Here is a 15,908-nt window from a genome sequence, read left to right on the forward strand (position 1 = left end):
GCATTAAGCGCCCTTTTTTTGTCTACACAGCTGCTTACGATTTTCGACATGCAGTTCGAGTTAAAACCTAAAAAATCACCTACAATCTATATGTTTAAACAGGTTGAACCACAAACTTTGACTTAGCAGTCACTCAGAAATGACCTGTAAAAGCTTGTACCGAACGATGACTTGCTGCACGATTAGCGGTACAAAATGCTGCCATTGGGCACATTTATCATTGACTAAGATTATAACTCTGGTTTAACCAGTATTGAGGAAAATGCTATGCCACAATACAAAGCACCCTTACGTGATATGCAGTTCGTATTGCACGAATTATTAAATGCTGAAGCACATTACGCAAAACTTCCTGCATTTCAAGGCACCGTAAGCCGTGAATTGGTTGATCAATATTTAGAAGCAGCAGCTGATTTCTGTGAGAATGAACTTTCTCCTATCAACCAATCAGGCGACCGTGAAGGTTGTACCTGGAATGATGGTGTTGTAACGACTCCTACTGGTTTCAAAGAAGCGTATCAAAAATACATCGAACTTGGCTTCCCATCTCTTTCTGCTGATGAAGAGTTTGGCGGTCAGGGATTACCAAACTCTCTAGGAATCACAATTTCTGAGATGGTGGGTACAGCAAACTGGTCTTGGGGTATGTACCCAGGTCTTTCTCATGGTGCTGTTCGTACAATTGAACACCATGGTTCTGATGAACAAAAAGCGACGTATATGCCAAACCTTGTATCAGGTGTTTGGACAGGTACAATGTGCTTAACAGAATCTCATGCTGGTTCAGACTTAGGTATTATTCGTACTAAAGCAGAACCAAATGATGATGGTAGCTATGCAATTTCTGGCGAGAAAATCTTTATCTCTGCTGGTGAACATGACATGGCTGACAATATTGTTCACATTGTTCTTGCACGTTTACCAGGTGCACCTAAAGGCACTAAAGGTATTTCGCTCTTCATCGTACCTAAGTTCCTTGTAAATGCAGACGGTTCAGTTGGCGAGCGCAATGCTGTACGTTGTGGTTCGATCGAACACAAAATGGGTATCCATGGTAACGCAACTTGTGTGATCAACTTTGATAAAGCAAAAGGTTACTTGATCGGACCAGAAAACCGCGGCCTAAACTGCATGTTCACATTCATGAACACTGCACGTATTGGTACAGCCGTTCAAGGTCTTGCTGCATCTGAAGGTTCTTTCCAAGGTGCTTTAGCATATGCGAAAGATCGTTTAGCAATGCGTTCACTTTCTGGTCCTAAAGCGCCTGAAAAAGAAGCAGATCCAATTATTGTTCACCCTGCTGTTCGTAACATGCTTTTAACTCAAAAAGCATTTGCTGAAGGTGGTCGTGCGCTGGTTTACTTATTGGCTCAATATGCAGATGTCGTTGAAAAAGGCGAAACTGAAGAAGAGCGTAAGTTTGCTGACAACATCTTGTCTGTGTTAACACCTATTGCTAAAGCGTTCTTGACTGAAACTGGTTATGAATCTGCAAACCACGGTGTGCAAGTATTTGGTGGTCATGGCTTTATTTCTGAGCACGGTATGGAGCAAATCGTACGTGATACACGTATTGCTTGCTTATACGAAGGTACTACTGAAATTCAAGCACTTGACTTGTTAGGTCGTAAAGTATTGCAAACTCAAGGTGCAATGTTAAAAGATTTCACCAAGATCATCCATAAATTTGTTGAAGCAAACAAAGACAATGCTGCAATGCAGGAATTCATTGCGCCATTGGCTGCTGCAAACAAAGAATGGGGCGATATCACCATGCAAATCGGTATGCGCGCAATGCAAAACCCTGATGAAGTTGGCGCAGCTGCGGTTGACTACATGTACTTCTCTGGTTATGTCACACTTGCTTACCTATGGGCACGTATGGCACTTGTTGCTCAGGAGAAACTGGCTGAAGGCACCACTGACGTTGACTTCTACAATGCAAAAGTAACGACTGCTCGCTTCTACTTCAAGAAGATTTTGCCACGTGTTCGCTCACATGTAGATGTACTTTCAACTGGTGTTGCGCCATTGTTTGAACTTGATGCGGAACACTTCGCGTTCTAATCATAGATTAGAGTGAGATGCAACGTTCATCACAGAAAAAGGACTGGTCAGTTTTGACCGTCCTTTTTTTGTTTAATCAATGCTAAATTTACATTATTCAATTTATTTGTTCGTTTTATTTGATCACTTTGCACATGACCTGTGCGTAAAAAGGAATGATTATGCCAATTTACAATGCACCTTTAGCAGACATGAAATTCATCTTAAATGATGTATTTAAAGCAGAACAATTCTGGCAGTCTAATGAGAATCTTGCTCATGTAGATGCTGCAACCGCCGAAGCAATTTTAGAAGAAATGGCAAAGTTTGCCCAAAACGTGACGCATCCGTTAAACCGTACTGGTGATGAAGAAGGTGCACGTTGGGTTAATGGTGAAGTATTCACACCAGCAGGATTTAAAGAAGCATTCCGTCAATACGCTGAAGGTGGTTGGATTGGCCTAGGTGCTGATGAGGAATGGGGCGGTCAAGGCATGCCAAAAATGCTGACAGTATTGTCAGATGAAATGCTCTTTGCCACCAACCCATCATTCTTGTTGTATCCACTACTGTCTGTCGGTGCAGGCATGGCGTTAAGCAGTTATGCATCACAAGAACAGAAAGAAACGTATTTACCTAAAATCTACTCTGGCGAATGGTCAGGTACGATGTGCTTAACTGAACCGCATGCTGGTACAGATTTAGGGATTATTAAAACTAAAGCTGAACGCAACGAAGATGGTACTTATAACATTACAGGTACTAAGATTTTCATCACAGGTGGTGATCACGACCTCGCTGAAAATATCATTCACTTAGTTCTTGCAAAAACACCTGATGCACCTGCGGGTTCTCGTGGTATTTCTTTATTCATCGTGCCGAAATACATTGTAAATGCAGATGGTTCTTTAGGTGAGCGTAACCCTGTTGGTTCTGGTTCAATCGAACATAAAATGGGAATCAAGGCATCTGCAACCTGCGTGATGAATTTTGATGCGGCAAAAGGTTATCTGGTTGGTAAAGAAAACGAAGGTCTTGCAGCCATGTTCGTGATGATGAACTATGAACGTTTATCAATGGGTATCCAAGGTCTTGGCGCTTCTGAATTTGCTTACCAAAATGCAGCTCAATATGCGACTGATCGTTTACAAGGTCGCAGTGCTTCTGGTGTTAAATCTCCAAGCAAACCTGCGGATAGCATCTTAGTTCATGGTGATGTTCGTCGTATGTTATTGAATGTACGTGCAAATAATGAAGCATCTCGTGCATTTGCAGTATATGTAGGTCAACAGCTTGATATCACTAAATTCTCTACTGATGCAGAAGCAGTGAAAAAAGCCAATGACCGTGTCGCGCTGTTAACACCAATTGCAAAAGCTTACCTCACAGATACTGCATTCCAAGCAACTTTAGATGCGCAAATGGTATTTGGTGGTCACGGTTATATTCGTGAATGGGGTATGGAACAGTGCATCCGTGATCTTCGTATTTCTCAAATTTATGAAGGGACAAACGGCGTTCAATCTCAGGACTTAATTGGTCGTAAAACGATTAAGTGTGGCGGTGCTTTCATCGCTGAATATATCGCTGAAATCCGTGACTTTGCCAATGCACTGGACACAGACTTGAACTTCATTAAAGATGCAACCTTAGATGCTGCAACTGAAATCGAAGCAATTACTCAGTTCATTATTGAGCAAGCAGCTGAAAATGTAGATTTCCCGAATGCTGCTGCGGTGGATTATCTACATGCAGTTGGTCTACTTAGCTTTGCTTATATGTTTGCTAAGATTGCTGCTGCTGCAAAAGACAAGTCTGGTGATTTCTACCAAAACAAACTTGCTTTGGCACAGTACTTTGTTGACCGTATTTTGCCAGAACTTGATTCTCGCCTTGCGAAGATTAAAGCAGGTTCTGACTTGATCATGAACTTCAGCGAAGATTACTTCACTAATCAGGCTTAATTTTAGTCTGGTTATGCAAACTGCCTAGACCAATTGGTTTAGGCAGTTTTTTTATGACCGTTGTAAAATCAGCATAAAAATTGCATCCATTTTTATGATCATGTTGAGTACATTAAATTTCCATGTCTAGTTCAAAAGAGAAACTTGAAGACCTACAACGTCTATTCGACCGTTTAGGTCACTATGCGGTCGAAGCCTTTCATTATTTGGCGCTGTTTATTATCGGCTGTATGATCGCATGGTCAGCCGTGCATACGGTGATTGAAATCCTGACCGTTAAGCAATATGCAAGCATTGACGATATTCTGCTGTTATTTATCTATCTTGAACTGGGGGCGATGGTTGGGATTTATTTCAAGACCAATCACATGCCCGTGCGCTTTTTGATTTACGTGGCAATTACCGCACTGACCCGTTTACTGATTGCTGATATTCAGCATAATCATAAGGCCTCAATGGATCAGGTGATTATTACGGGTTCTATTTTAATTCTGGCTTTGGCTATTTTAGTGGTGCGTTTTGCTTCATGGAACTACCCCTCTGTGATCCGAGGCAAAGAGCAGGAACAACAACTTCCTGCAAATAAGACACCACGACCACAAGATGACGAACTTGCATAAATAAAAAAAGCAGGCTTGATGCCTGGTTTGATCACTCATGTTATGCAACCCGATAGACACGGTATTTTGAATCCACGAGTACATATTTGCCCTGTACCTGCATCCAGTTATAACCACGTGGTGGTTCATATAAACGGTGCATACGATAGTTGGAAATCATATATCGGTTGCTACGGAACTCTGAAGGTAAACGTTCACCACGTTTAAGATTTATGCGTTGACCATAGTGGTTGCCACGATCACCATTTGACCAGCGGGCTTCACGATGATCATGGCGGTCATAGCGATGATCGTAACGATCTTTATAATCGTGATGATTGTTCCAACGATTTGAATCTGCCATCGCAGATGCAGAAACACCAAGCATTAAGGTTGATACAAGTAATATTGCTGTCTTTTTCATTGTTTGATCCTCTGTTTGACCTGAATCCAGATTAAGAGAAACTCAAGGAGAAACCATGAACAAATCCAGCGACATTGCAAAGCTTTGTAATGAAATCCAAGAAATTATGGAGGCCATCATCAAGGAACAATTTCAAAAATACCCAAAAATCAGCGAATAATTTCAATGGTGAAATTATCATCGGTTACCAAGAGATAACGTCCATCCACCATAACCCAGTGTCGACCGCGTGGCGGCTCACGCAAGGAATAATAATCCCAGTCACGAACCACATAACGCTCACTACGAAACTCACCAGGCAGCTCATTCCCTACTACAAAAGACTCACGGCGATAACTGCCCTGATATTGGGTATCTGGATAATATTCAATCCGAACGCTTGGGCGATGGTTGGGGTAAGAGTGGTTATTATTTTGATAGGGCTGATAATAATAGCCTTTTGGTGGCGCAGTGGGGGTATAGCGCTGATTTGAAAAGGCAAATGGGTCCTGTGCAGGCTGCTGGTAAGATGGCGAAGCTTGATGCGAGGAACGGCGCTCCACCCCACTATAGCCGCTCCAGGCATTATCGGCGTAGACCATTACGGGGAGACAGCTCAACACACTGATAAAAGCATAAACATCGTATTTAGATCGCAACATTACCCTCTCCCATCATCAAATCCTAATTTCTATTTTAGAGTAAAAAACCAGCAATGACTGTTACCATTCGATACCATTCAGGGCAAATCAAGGATGAAATAAGGAGGGATTTTCTTGCTCAGATTAAGAATATGCTAGAATCCATTTTTCAATTTTGAGGCAATGTCAGTGTCTGAAATGAATTTTGATCGTCTCTATCAATTTTTCTGTAAGGTTCCAAGTGTGCAGGAAGCTCGCATCGTTGCACATGGCACAGATGGTCAACATGCATGGTGGTTTAAATTTAATATTAATGTTGAGCATCCTCTGGCATGGCAGACCGTTCAGGAACTTGGGCATGTACTGAATTATTTATCCACCAATGAACGCCTGCCGACCCAGTTCTTTCCTGTCTCTCCTCCTCCTTATATGAATGGTGAAGCCAAAGACTTTTTAGCTTGGGTGATTCAATGTAATCATGCTGAGTTTAGTCCTGATGTAGTGTGTGACTGGCTGGAAGCACGACTTCCAACGCCTGTGGAAGATGAAAGCCAGTGGAAAATCAAAACGGATCTTAGTGAACTCGATCAGCTGGCAGATAAAGATTTAGATCAGTTGATTCCACCGAATTCTTAAAAGCATGTTAAGATCAAATCTTCCCAGAAGCTCGTTATGAGGTATTGTCATGACAACCGCATATACTTACGAACAAGACTTTGTTGGCTGGCTGAATACTCAGGCTGAATTACTCAAAACAGGTAAAGTAAACGAATTAGATATTAAAAATCTGGTTGAGGAAATTGAGGCCATGGGCAGAAGTGAAAAACGGGAACTTGAAAGTCGCATGATTATTCTTGTGATGCACTTGCTCAAATGGACATTCCAACCCAATTATCAAAGCCGAAGCTGGGCAAATACCATCAATGAGCAACGAAGAAGAATTGGTCGTGTGATTAAAGATTCTCCAAGCTTAAAAAATTCACTCAATGATACTGAGTGGTTTAATGACATCTGGCAATCTGCGCTATATCAAGCTGTGAGTGAAACTGGACTAGATATTAAAATCTTCCCAGAACAACCCATCTGGACAACGCAACAAATCCTTGTAGATGACTTTTTTCCTCATCATGATAGTGAGTCTAAATAACAATATAAAACGCTCTAATTGTCAATTAGAGCGTGTTTAGATCTAAAAAGTCGACAATCCCGACCATTCCATAAAACGATATAGCCAATACTTGGTTTTCGATTCATCTGCATATTTCGCATAATCAACCGTGATCTGGCGACCATTTGCATTATTCCAAGCAGCATCAAAATACTGTCCTGCATCTTTAAACACTTGTGCTTGTGCTGAACCTAAAACGCGCATGTCTGTCTCAAGGTTATAATTTTTCAGGTTACGTGCGGTGAAGTTCGCTGAACCTAGCATCAACTCAGCTTGCTGGGCATTGTATTTGACCAGCATTTTGCTGTGGCATTGTTCACCATGGGTATCACACCAACGAATTGGAATGCCTACCGCATTCAGTTCTGAAGCCACTTGGCGATTTGGAATACCATTCTTTTGACGACCAAATGCATCTTTATTTGGATCAAGCATGATACGGATATTTACACCACGCTGTTTAGCCTCTTTTAACGCCTCAATAATATTTCGTTCAGACAGATAGAACATGGCCATATCCAGATGTTCTTTCGGCTTGGCCTCATGAATCATTTTAAGTACTGCATCATAAATCGCTTTTTCAGTCAGTAGCTGCACCTGTGGCAAGCGCTTATCTTCCACCAGCCCACCCATAATCACAAAAGGGCTTGAACCTTGTGACATATTCGCAACGGTTTGCTCAGTTTGTAATACATCAATCGCGGTTGGGCCATCCACGACCAGTGCGACATTACTATGATGTGAACTTCCATCATGAGGATTCGCTGAGGTCACTAAACTCTTCCAGCCTTGAGCCGTATCGACCACTAAGGTTTTACGATGATTGGCTTTAAAATTGAGCAACTCCAAATAACTACGTAAGGTCACTTTATCCTTCCCAAAGGGATTACTTAACCAACCACCTTCAGGATTATTGCCTAAATTTTGACAACAGATATACCAAAAACCCGACCACAATGGATTTGAAGCACGCAAAGGTTTTAAATCTGTTTCTATCACATCTACGCCTGCTTGACGAAGCTGACGATAGTGTTGAGGCGTTATTCCACCATAAACCGAGTTAATTGGATCAGTAATGACAACCACCTGAATATTTGGGTCTTGACGACGCTTTGCGATCAATGCATTAGTCAGTTGCTGCGTTAAAGGAATCTGTTTAACTTTAGATTTTCCAACTTCCTGATTAAACAGGAACATATCCAGCACAATTGTGGTGTGTGCCTGATCAATCAGTTGAAAAATTTCTTTAAAAATATGCTGGTCTACCTGTTGCTGACCCTTCGTATCCATATAGGTTTGATCTGCCAGAAATTTCACATTGGCATGGCGCAGTTGTCCCGTAAAATCCAGCCCTTTTGGGAGTGGTTTTACTGTGTGGTAAATTGCCGAAGCAATATACCCAATCGCAAAAATACTCAATATGACTGCCATGTAACGTCGACCTGACCAGTTTAATTTTTGATGAATTCGTTGGAAGATACGCATATAAACAGAAAAAGCCCTAGCCTAATGGGTTAAGGCTAGAGCTTATGCTTTGATTTTTCAATAAGATTTAAGTGACAAATTAGAAACTAAAATTCACACCAACGCTAAAATTACGTCCCACCTGTGGAATGGTTGATAAGAATGATGCATGTTGATAAACCTGATCATCCAGCAGGTTATTGGCATTCAGGAACACCCGATAATCGCTGACATTGCCATAATTACCTGAATACGCCACACCCAGATTGAGCATGTTATAACTTCGTGTATCGGTTTCATAAGCTGCGATCTTATCTTGTTGGAATACATGGTAATACTCAACTGAACCGCTAAAACCATCATCAAAGTCTGCATTCACTTTTGTACCTAAACGACCTGCGGGTACACATGGTGCATTTTTATTGTCGATCTTGCCACGCACATAATCACCAAATACACCGAGTTTATAGATCGGTGAAATTTGATAGCCTGCTTCCGCTTCCGCACCATAGAACCTGGCTTTGTCCTGTGCATATTGCACCAGACGGAAGTCCTTATAACGGTCTAAGGTTTGGGCATAGATATAGTCATCGAACCAGTTATGATACACATGGACATGGTAATCAAAGGCCTGATCATCATAATGGAAACCCAGTTCCACATTATTCGACTTCTCTTTGCCAAGTTGATCATTGCCCAGTTCATAGGTATTGGTGGCGAAATGCCCACCATTAGCATATAACTCTTGTGCTAAAGGTAAACGCTCTTGATGTGAGGTAACCAAAGAAAGTTTATAGTTTGGTGCAAACTCCCAATTAGCGGCACCAGAAACAGAAAAGGCTGAACCGTCGAAATCTTTTTTCGTTGCATCATCAATATTAATTTTTTGCTGGTCTGCACGTGCCGCCAGCTCAACATGCACATCATTCAACTGGGCATGTTCCAAAGCGAATACACTCCATTTTTTGGTGGTGTTTGGTGCCAAAAAGGCTTCTTCACCTGTCAGTTCCAGCTTTTGTTGTCCGTACTGTGTACCAATCACACCCTCCCATGCACCCAGTGGGTTGTGTACCAACTCTAAACGTCCATCATAGCCTTTGTTTTTAAAATGGGTCGCAATGGCATCTTCCTCGATTTCATCATGTTGATAATCTGTATAGCTCGCTTGTGCGCGTAATTTTTTAAAGCCCACAAACGGATCATTCAGTTCGGTACGCACATCATAACGTTCAGATTTCAGGTCAATCCACGGACCTGCATCGTGTGCGTGTTCTTCATGGTCATGATCATCCTCATCACCATGATTATGGTCTCCACAGTGTAAGTGCGGCTTGCCTGAAAGATGTGCATGACAAGTTTCATACTCATGGCTATGTCCTGGCAAGCCGTATTGATCCTGACGATTGCTATATGAAATACCCGTAAAGCCACGATCATAAATCCACGATAGACCCACATTTATAGTTTGCCCTTTGGCAAAAGTATTATCGACTCGGCGTTCTTTTTCGCCTTCATGGAAATAATCAGGTGCAATATAATCATTGGCTTCACGTTTGAGGCCTTCAAGACGCAAGGCAACTTGATCACCTAAACCAACGGTAACACCCGCGCTTGCTAATTTTTCATCACTACCCGTGTTATAACGGAGTCCAACATTCCCCTCATAACCATTTTCTGGCATCTGTGTCGGAATTTTGCTGTCTGTGACATTGACCAAACCACCTACAGTACCAGCACCGTACAGTAAAGTAGATGGTCCTTGAATAACTTCTATTTTCTTTGCTAATAATGGATCAACCGTGACCGCATGGTCAGGCGATAACATTGAAACATCAATATTTTCAGAGGCATTTTGCAACACTTTGACTCGAGCACCATCTTGTCCTCGAATCACTGGACGACTTGAACCTGCGCCAAACTGATTGGTATGTATACCCATCTCACCAGCCAAGGCATCACCTAATGTTACACTTTTTTCAGTTAACTCTTTTTGCTCAACCACATGATCTGCGACAGCAAAATCGGTCGCATTTCGCTCTAAAGGGTGCGCTTTAATTTCAATCGTAGCAAGTTGTTGAACCTTTGTTTCCTCTTCTGCAAAGGTGGTACTACTGGCTATTGCTAAAATAGATAAAGTCAAAATATTTTTAGAAAATGACATGCCGTGTCTCAAATCAGTCAATCTTTATTTTTGTTATATTATAACATTTCATTATTTTTGCAATAAAAAACATAACCACAAAAAACATTTGCTACACTACTGATCCATTATTCAATGTTTATAACGCTCCAAGAATATGCCATTTACTCTTTCTCACGCTGTTCTTGCATCACCTCTAACAAAATTGAGTAAGGGTCATTTGCCTGTCGCAGCGCTTGCAATCGGCTGTATGACCCCAGACCTGCATCGTTTATTTACTCAAGAAACAATTGCATTAACACATCAGTGGTCTGGCATATTATTCCCCAATCTTCCGATTGGATTATTCTTTTGTCTCTTGTGGTATCTCATTTATCGACCTGTCAGTTATCGCTTTCTGGGTATAAAAGATCCCATAAAGATCAGCAATTTTGATGATGCAGTGGGCTTTATTCTTATGAATTGGTTTGCGATTATTTTGGGTACAGCGACACATTTAATCTGGGATGGATTAACCCATCTGGACTTTCGAACCTTCGCTTTTAAAGATTTACTCGCACAAGATATTTCTCTCTTTGGTTTGCATTATCCATTACATTTTATTTTGCAGATTGCTTCATCTATTCTCGCCTTACCTTTTATCTTATGGATGTGCAAACGCTATTACATCAAACATAAACTAGCTCAACCTGTACCGATTAAAATCAAAGCATTTATCACGACAAGCTTAATGATTTCAACAGTTGCTGGATTGTTGTCGATTTGGGACTATAGTCGTCATATTTCATCAGAACTCTGGTACACCGAACGATATTTTTTTATTGGTAAATCAATTAACGAATTTACTCAAACAGCACTTTGTATTTTTACAGCAGCATGTCTGTTGCTACTATTATTTGATCGAAAAGGTCAAACAAGATCATTTTTTTAAAAAAGCGTCGCTTTAAAATTCTGTTGAAATGATTAAGACTTGAGACAATATGTTCAACAAGGCATAATCTCCCCTTCATTGGTGATGCGCTGTTTACGCATTCACCTTCTAGCCAATATAGTTTGGATAAATAATTCAATATGATGCGCACTCATTACTGTGGCTCTTTAACTGAAGCCCAAATCGATCAAACAGTGACTTTATGCGGATGGGTTCATCGTCGCCGTGACCATGGTGGTGTAATTTTCCTGGATATGCGTGACCGTGATGGTCTGGTTCAGGTGGTTATTGATCCTGATACCCCAGAAGCTTTCTCAACTGCGGATAAAGCACGCTCTGAATTTGTGTTAAAAATTACAGGTCGTGTACGTCGTCGCTATGAAGGTACTGAAAATGCCAATATGGTGAGTGGTCAAATTGAAGTCTTAGCAAAAGAAATCGAAGTTCTAGCTGCTTCTGAAACACCTCCATTCCCATTGAATGACGAAAACACCAATATTTCTGAAGAAATTCGTTTGAAATACCGTTTCTTGGACATTCGTCGTCCAGAAATGTTAGATCGCTTACGCTTCCGTTCTAAAGTGACTAACTTGATTCGTAACTACTTTGAAGATCACGGTTTCCTCGATGTTGAAACACCGATCTTGACTCGTGCAACACCTGAGGGCGCACGTGACTATTTAGTCCCAAGTCGTGTTTCAAATGGTAGCTTCTATGCACTTCCACAATCACCACAATTGTTCAAACAGTTGTTGATGGTCGGTGGTATCGATCGTTATTACCAAATCGCTAAATGTTTCCGTGACGAAGATTTACGTGCGGATCGTCAGCCTGAATTTACCCAAATCGACGTTGAAACATCGTTCATGAGTGACGATGACATCATGGATTTAATGGAAGGCTTAACGGTTAAAATGTTCAACGAATTATTGAATGTAAAATTCGATAAATTCGAACGTATGACTTACGCTGACGCAATGCGCGACTATGCATCTGACAAACCAGATATGCGTATTCCATTGAAATTGGTTGACGTTGCAGACTTAATGCAAGACGTTGAGTTCAAAGTATTCGCTGGCCCTGCGAAAGATCCTAAAGGTCGTATTGTTGCGTTACGCGTTCCAGGTGCTGGTTCGCTACCACGTAGTGCGATTGACGAATACACCAAATTCGTCGGTATCTACGGTGCAAAAGGCTTGGCTTATATTAAAGTTAACGAGCTTGAAAAAGGTATCGAAGGTCTTCAATCTCCAATCGTGAAATTCATCGAACCAATCGTACTCGATTTATTAAAACGTGTTGGCGCTGAAAATGGCGACATCGTATTCTTTGGTGCAGACAAAGCGAAGATCGTAAATGACGCGATGGGCGCACTTCGTGTGAAAATCGGTCATGACTTGAATCTTGCAACGTGCGAGTGGGCACCACTTTGGGTTGTTGATTTCCCAATGTTCGAAGAAACTGATGATGGCAAATGGACTTCTGTGCATCACCCATTCACACTACCAAAATCAAGTGTTGAAGAAGTGAAGAGAAATCCAGGTGCGGCATTGTCTGTTGCATACGATATGGTACTTAATGGTACTGAGATCGGTGGTGGATCACTTCGTATCTATACTTTAGAAATGCAAAAAGCAATTTTTGAAGCGTTAGGTATTGGTGAAGAAGAAGCAGAAGAGAAATTCAGCTTCTTATTGAATGCATTACGTTACGGTGCGCCTCCACACGGTGGTTTAGCATTCGGTCTTGATCGTTTGATTATGTTGATGACAGGTGCATCTTCGATTCGTGACGTGATTGCATTCCCGAAAACCAAGACGGCTGAATGTCCATTGACTCAAGCACCAGCACCAGTTGAAGCAAATCAATTGCGTGACCTTGGTATTCGTTTACGCGAAAAAGCAAAAGCTGAAGAAAAGTAATTTTTTCAATTGATTGCTGAATAAAACCCTGCTTAATGCAGGGTTTTTTATGATTTTTTTCAGTTAATTATAATGATAGCGACACATCGCAATGATAATTGATTCAGATGTCACCTTATAAACGATACGGTTTTCTTTATCAATCCGCCTTGACCAATACCCTGCTAGATCGTGTTTAAGTGGCTCAGGTTTACCAATTCCATCAAATGGTGATCGCTTAATGTCTTTAATCAAGGTATTGATTCTTTTTAGTGTTTGTTTATCTGTCGCTTGCCAATAGAGGCAATCATCCCAAGCTTCATCACTCCAGCTTAAAATCATTCTTCAATCAGCTCACGGTTGATGGTTTTACCTGCTTCAATCTGGGCAATAGAATCACGTAATCGCTTTGCATTTGCTGGGTTTTTAAGTAGATGTGCTGTTTCTTCATAGGCATTGAAGTCATCCAAGCTAATCAATACAGCTGTTTGGTTATTCTGTCGAGTCACAAGTACAGGAGAGTGATCATCTATGACACCATCAAGTACAGTTGCCAAGTTCTTGCGGAGATCGGAATAAGTTACAACTTTCATTTTGCACCTTTTTAATTGAGTACAATTAATTGTACTTATTTTAGTACAATACTATCAATCATTCAATCTAGTCAACAGTGACTTTATCTGTTTTGAGCCAAAATAATGGGGATATTTATACAGAAATATGCAGTTTTTTATATTCGAGTTTTACTTTGCGATCATGCCTGCTAGTGGCATAATAGGCTGCTTTTTATTGAGAGGTCAGTCTTATGGCAATGCGTCCTGATGTACGTCGACACACGATTGTAATTATTGTGTTTTCACTGGCTCAGTGGTTCTTTATGCGTTACATCCTCGCCAATGAACTTTTCAATATGACCACCAACCAGCGCATTTTATACTTCTGTGTCAGTAGCCTTGTGGGTGCACTCCTGATTTTTGTGGCACTGATCTATATGGTGCTCAAGGGCAATACCGATAAGCAAGACTGATGGTCATGTCGTTTTACATTACCCTACTACGTATTCTACCTTTAACATTTTTGCGTAGTATCGCAAAAGTGGCAGCCTACTTTATCAATCAAAATCCTAATAAAAGTATGCTGTGGAAAACCCGCGTCAATATTGGTCTCGCCTATCCAGAACTTAACCCAGAACAAAAAGAACAATTGGCTCGGGAAAGCGTCACCAAGCAATGTCTCAGTTATATCGAATCTGGGAAATGCTGGGCAATGCCTCCTGAGTGGAGCATCCAGCAAATTCATACTGTGCATAATTTAGAAGTCTTAACTGATGCACTCAATGATCCTAAAGGCGCTTTAATTATTACCCCTCATCTTGGAACTTGGGAAATGATGAATGCTTGGGTACACCAATACGGTATCCCCACCATCATGTACAAACCGATGAAAGATAGTGGCTTTAATAGCTTTGCTCTCCATGCTCGTCAGCGACTCAATGCAACATTGGTTCCAACTGATGCCAATGGTGTAAAGGCTTTATTTAAAAACCTTAAACAAGGTGGATTTAGTGTAATTTTGCCCGACCATGTGCCCCAACCTTCAGGTGGTGTTGTGGTTCCTTTCTTCGGGATTCCCTGCCTTACGAGCACATTAGCAAGTAAAATGGCACAAAAAACCCAGTGTCGTTTAGTGGGCCTAAGCTGTTTTCGTCGCGAAGATGATGAAGGTTTTGATGTCTACTGTGACGATCTAAACGATCTTCAACTCTATGATCGAAATATTGAAGTCGCAACGACAGCATTGAATAAAGCAGTTGAACAGATGATCAACCGCTTTCCTACAGAGTACATGTGGGGATATAAAAGGTTTAGGGGCGAGAATGCTTCAGATGAATTATATAAAAAATAATCTTATCTTTTCAAAGTGATTATTTAAACTTAACTTTTGTGAGCCTTTTTCCTTTCAACACTAAAACAAACTCTTTCAACAATTTAATTATTTGCGCCGAGAGTCTCAGTCTCTCTCGTTGTATTTTTTGAACAAAGTTAAGCTTAGGCTTAATTTGATATTCGTACTCTCCTTTGCGAATGTTCCTATCTTTTTCTAAAAAACTTGGGAAGTTAACATGCTGCCCCAAAAGATGATCTTGAATACAAAGTGCTGGTAGCATTTGGAAAATCTGATTAGGGAACTTTGTCATATAGTCTTTAAAAACAATATGATCAACTGGAATCAACTGTTCATAAGTTGCTAATAAATTGAGTAAATCACGAGCTGCTTGCTGCGATAGAATATAGCCACCACACCCCATATGTACGGTCTTTAATAAAGATAATTTACGCTTTGAAGGCAAACTTCTAAAAGAAGACTCCACCCCCACTTTAGGATAAAAAGCTTCCAACTTAATAATTGAGCAGCCCTCAGGAATCCAATCACTTTTAGTTAAGAAAATAGTAGCTTCTTCTCCTAAATGAATATCGTCTTCAAAAATTGCGATATGACTCAAATTTTCATCGATTGCCTTTTGCCATAATGCAGCATGACTTAATAGACAAGCAGAGATGGATCCGTAAATTTGAACAACTCCTATAAGTGATATTCTGCTCCTCAAATGATGTTATAAACATCAATATATGGAGTATTTTATGGCA

General features: G+C 40.9%; 16 protein-coding genes. 9 read left to right on the forward strand and 7 right to left on the reverse strand.

Annotation, left to right across the window (positions count from 1 at the left end):
* The first annotated feature begins 267 nt into the window (after nt 1-267).
* From F967_RS11425 to F967_RS11435, 3 genes are all read left to right on the forward strand, one after another.
* Nucleotides 268-2,070 (forward strand): acyl-CoA dehydrogenase C-terminal domain-containing protein, encoded by a 1,803-nt coding sequence (locus F967_RS11425; protein WP_004800006.1) that lies wholly within the window; start codon nt 268-270, stop codon nt 2,068-2,070.
* Nucleotides 2,071-2,231: 161 nt separating this feature from the next.
* Nucleotides 2,232-4,013 (forward strand): acyl-CoA dehydrogenase C-terminal domain-containing protein, encoded by a 1,782-nt coding sequence (locus tag F967_RS11430; protein WP_004800008.1) that lies wholly within the window; start codon nt 2,232-2,234, stop codon nt 4,011-4,013.
* Between the two features lie 122 nt (nt 4,014-4,135).
* Nucleotides 4,136-4,633, forward strand: a complete 498-nt coding sequence (locus F967_RS11435; RefSeq protein WP_004762051.1) for a phosphate-starvation-inducible protein PsiE — start codon at nt 4,136-4,138, stop codon at nt 4,631-4,633.
* Nucleotides 4,634-4,673: 40 nt separating this feature from the next.
* Here F967_RS11435 and F967_RS11440 read toward each other — a convergent pair whose 3' ends face one another.
* A complete protein-coding gene (locus tag F967_RS11440; RefSeq protein ID WP_004800010.1) occupies nt 4,674-5,036 on the reverse strand; it encodes an RcnB family protein in 363 nt (120 codons plus the stop codon).
* Nucleotides 5,037-5,185: 149 nt separating this feature from the next.
* Entirely contained in the window at nt 5,186-5,677 is a 492-nt protein-coding gene (locus tag F967_RS11445) for an RcnB family protein (RefSeq protein WP_004800014.1), read from the reverse strand.
* 168 nt (nt 5,678-5,845) lie between these two features.
* Between F967_RS11445 and F967_RS11450 the strand changes: the two genes are divergently transcribed.
* Nucleotides 5,846-6,292, forward strand: coding sequence for a hypothetical protein (locus F967_RS11450; RefSeq protein WP_004800016.1), 447 nt, complete (start codon nt 5,846-5,848; stop codon nt 6,290-6,292).
* 49 nt (nt 6,293-6,341) lie between these two features.
* On the forward strand, nt 6,342-6,803 hold the full coding sequence (locus F967_RS11455; protein WP_004800017.1) for a DUF29 domain-containing protein: 462 nt from the start codon (nt 6,342-6,344) through the stop codon (nt 6,801-6,803).
* Between the two features lie 42 nt (nt 6,804-6,845).
* On the opposite strand, the gene F967_RS11460 is transcribed toward F967_RS11455, so the two are convergent.
* Nucleotides 6,846-8,309, reverse strand: coding sequence for a phospholipase D family protein (locus F967_RS11460; RefSeq protein ID WP_155756411.1), 1,464 nt, complete (start codon nt 8,307-8,309; stop codon nt 6,846-6,848).
* A gap of 79 nt (nt 8,310-8,388) precedes the next feature.
* Nucleotides 8,389-10,449: a zinc piracy TonB-dependent receptor ZnuD gene (znuD, locus tag F967_RS11465; RefSeq protein WP_004800020.1), complete on the reverse strand. Its 2,061-nt coding sequence runs from the start codon at nt 10,447-10,449 to the stop codon at nt 8,389-8,391.
* A gap of 136 nt (nt 10,450-10,585) precedes the next feature.
* On the opposite strand from znuD, the gene F967_RS11470 reads away from it, so the two are divergent.
* Together F967_RS11470 and aspS are read left to right on the forward strand one after the other, a co-directional pair.
* Nucleotides 10,586-11,359, forward strand: coding sequence for a DUF4184 family protein (locus F967_RS11470; RefSeq protein ID WP_004800023.1), 774 nt, complete (start codon nt 10,586-10,588; stop codon nt 11,357-11,359).
* Between the two features lie 140 nt (nt 11,360-11,499).
* A complete protein-coding gene (gene aspS / locus F967_RS11475) occupies nt 11,500-13,281 on the forward strand; it encodes an aspartate--tRNA ligase (protein WP_004800025.1) in 1,782 nt (593 codons plus the stop codon).
* Nucleotides 13,282-13,344: 63 nt separating this feature from the next.
* Here the strand turns inward: aspS and F967_RS11480 are convergent, their stop codons facing one another.
* Together F967_RS11480 and F967_RS11485 are read right to left on the reverse strand one after the other, a co-directional pair.
* Nucleotides 13,345-13,602: a Txe/YoeB family addiction module toxin gene (locus F967_RS11480; protein ID WP_004757184.1), complete on the reverse strand. Its 258-nt coding sequence runs from the start codon at nt 13,600-13,602 to the stop codon at nt 13,345-13,347.
* Nucleotides 13,599-13,853 (reverse strand): type II toxin-antitoxin system Phd/YefM family antitoxin, encoded by a 255-nt coding sequence (locus F967_RS11485; protein WP_004683137.1) that lies wholly within the window; start codon nt 13,851-13,853, stop codon nt 13,599-13,601. Before F967_RS11485 ends, F967_RS11480 begins: the two co-directional genes overlap by 4 nt.
* Before the next feature lie 212 nt (nt 13,854-14,065).
* On the opposite strand from F967_RS11485, the gene F967_RS11490 reads away from it, so the two are divergent.
* Nucleotides 14,066-14,287 carry a hypothetical protein gene (locus tag F967_RS11490; RefSeq protein ID WP_004664817.1) on the forward strand — a complete coding sequence of 74 codons (222 nt, stop codon included), beginning with the start codon at nt 14,066-14,068 and terminating at the stop codon, nt 14,285-14,287.
* A 5-nt stretch (nt 14,288-14,292) separates the two neighbouring features.
* Nucleotides 14,293-15,165 carry a lysophospholipid acyltransferase family protein gene (locus tag F967_RS11495; protein WP_034423063.1) on the forward strand — a complete coding sequence of 291 codons (873 nt, stop codon included), beginning with the start codon at nt 14,293-14,295 and terminating at the stop codon, nt 15,163-15,165.
* 19 nt (nt 15,166-15,184) lie between these two features.
* Here F967_RS11495 and F967_RS11500 read toward each other — a convergent pair whose 3' ends face one another.
* Nucleotides 15,185-15,868, reverse strand: coding sequence for a glycosyltransferase family 25 protein (locus F967_RS11500; protein ID WP_004683142.1), 684 nt, complete (start codon nt 15,866-15,868; stop codon nt 15,185-15,187).
* Between the last annotated feature and the right edge of the window lie 40 nt (nt 15,869-15,908).

This window comes from Acinetobacter sp. CIP 102637 (assembly GCF_000368425.1).
In the GTDB taxonomy this organism is placed as follows: Bacteria; Pseudomonadota; Gammaproteobacteria; order Pseudomonadales; family Moraxellaceae; genus Acinetobacter; species Acinetobacter parvus.

What these genes read in the sequence shown, in the direction of transcription:
- F967_RS11455 (WP_004800017.1), top strand. Translation starts at nt 6,342, where the DNA reads ATGACAACCGCATATACTTACGAACAAGACTTTGTTGGCTGGCTGAAT.
- znuD (WP_004800020.1), bottom strand. Translation starts at nt 10,449, where the DNA reads ATGTCATTTTCTAAAAATATTTTGACTTTATCTATTTTAGCAATAGCC.
- F967_RS11470 (WP_004800023.1), top strand. Translation starts at nt 10,586, where the DNA reads ATGCCATTTACTCTTTCTCACGCTGTTCTTGCATCACCTCTAACAAAA.
- F967_RS11485 (WP_004683137.1), bottom strand. Translation starts at nt 13,853, where the DNA reads ATGAAAGTTGTAACTTATTCCGATCTCCGCAAGAACTTGGCAACTGTA.
- F967_RS11490 (WP_004664817.1), top strand. Translation starts at nt 14,066, where the DNA reads ATGGCAATGCGTCCTGATGTACGTCGACACACGATTGTAATTATTGTG.
- F967_RS11440 (WP_004800010.1), bottom strand. Translation starts at nt 5,036, where the DNA reads ATGAAAAAGACAGCAATATTACTTGTATCAACCTTAATGCTTGGTGTT.
- aspS (WP_004800025.1), top strand. Translation starts at nt 11,500, where the DNA reads ATGATGCGCACTCATTACTGTGGCTCTTTAACTGAAGCCCAAATCGAT.
- F967_RS11435 (WP_004762051.1), top strand. Translation starts at nt 4,136, where the DNA reads ATGTCTAGTTCAAAAGAGAAACTTGAAGACCTACAACGTCTATTCGAC.
- F967_RS11495 (WP_034423063.1), top strand. Translation starts at nt 14,293, where the DNA reads ATGTCGTTTTACATTACCCTACTACGTATTCTACCTTTAACATTTTTG.
- F967_RS11460 (WP_155756411.1), bottom strand. Translation starts at nt 8,309, where the DNA reads ATGCGTATCTTCCAACGAATTCATCAAAAATTAAACTGGTCAGGTCGA.
- F967_RS11425 (WP_004800006.1), top strand. Translation starts at nt 268, where the DNA reads ATGCCACAATACAAAGCACCCTTACGTGATATGCAGTTCGTATTGCAC.
- F967_RS11480 (WP_004757184.1), bottom strand. Translation starts at nt 13,602, where the DNA reads ATGATTTTAAGCTGGAGTGATGAAGCTTGGGATGATTGCCTCTATTGG.
- F967_RS11445 (WP_004800014.1), bottom strand. Translation starts at nt 5,677, where the DNA reads ATGTTGCGATCTAAATACGATGTTTATGCTTTTATCAGTGTGTTGAGC.
- F967_RS11430 (WP_004800008.1), top strand. Translation starts at nt 2,232, where the DNA reads ATGCCAATTTACAATGCACCTTTAGCAGACATGAAATTCATCTTAAAT.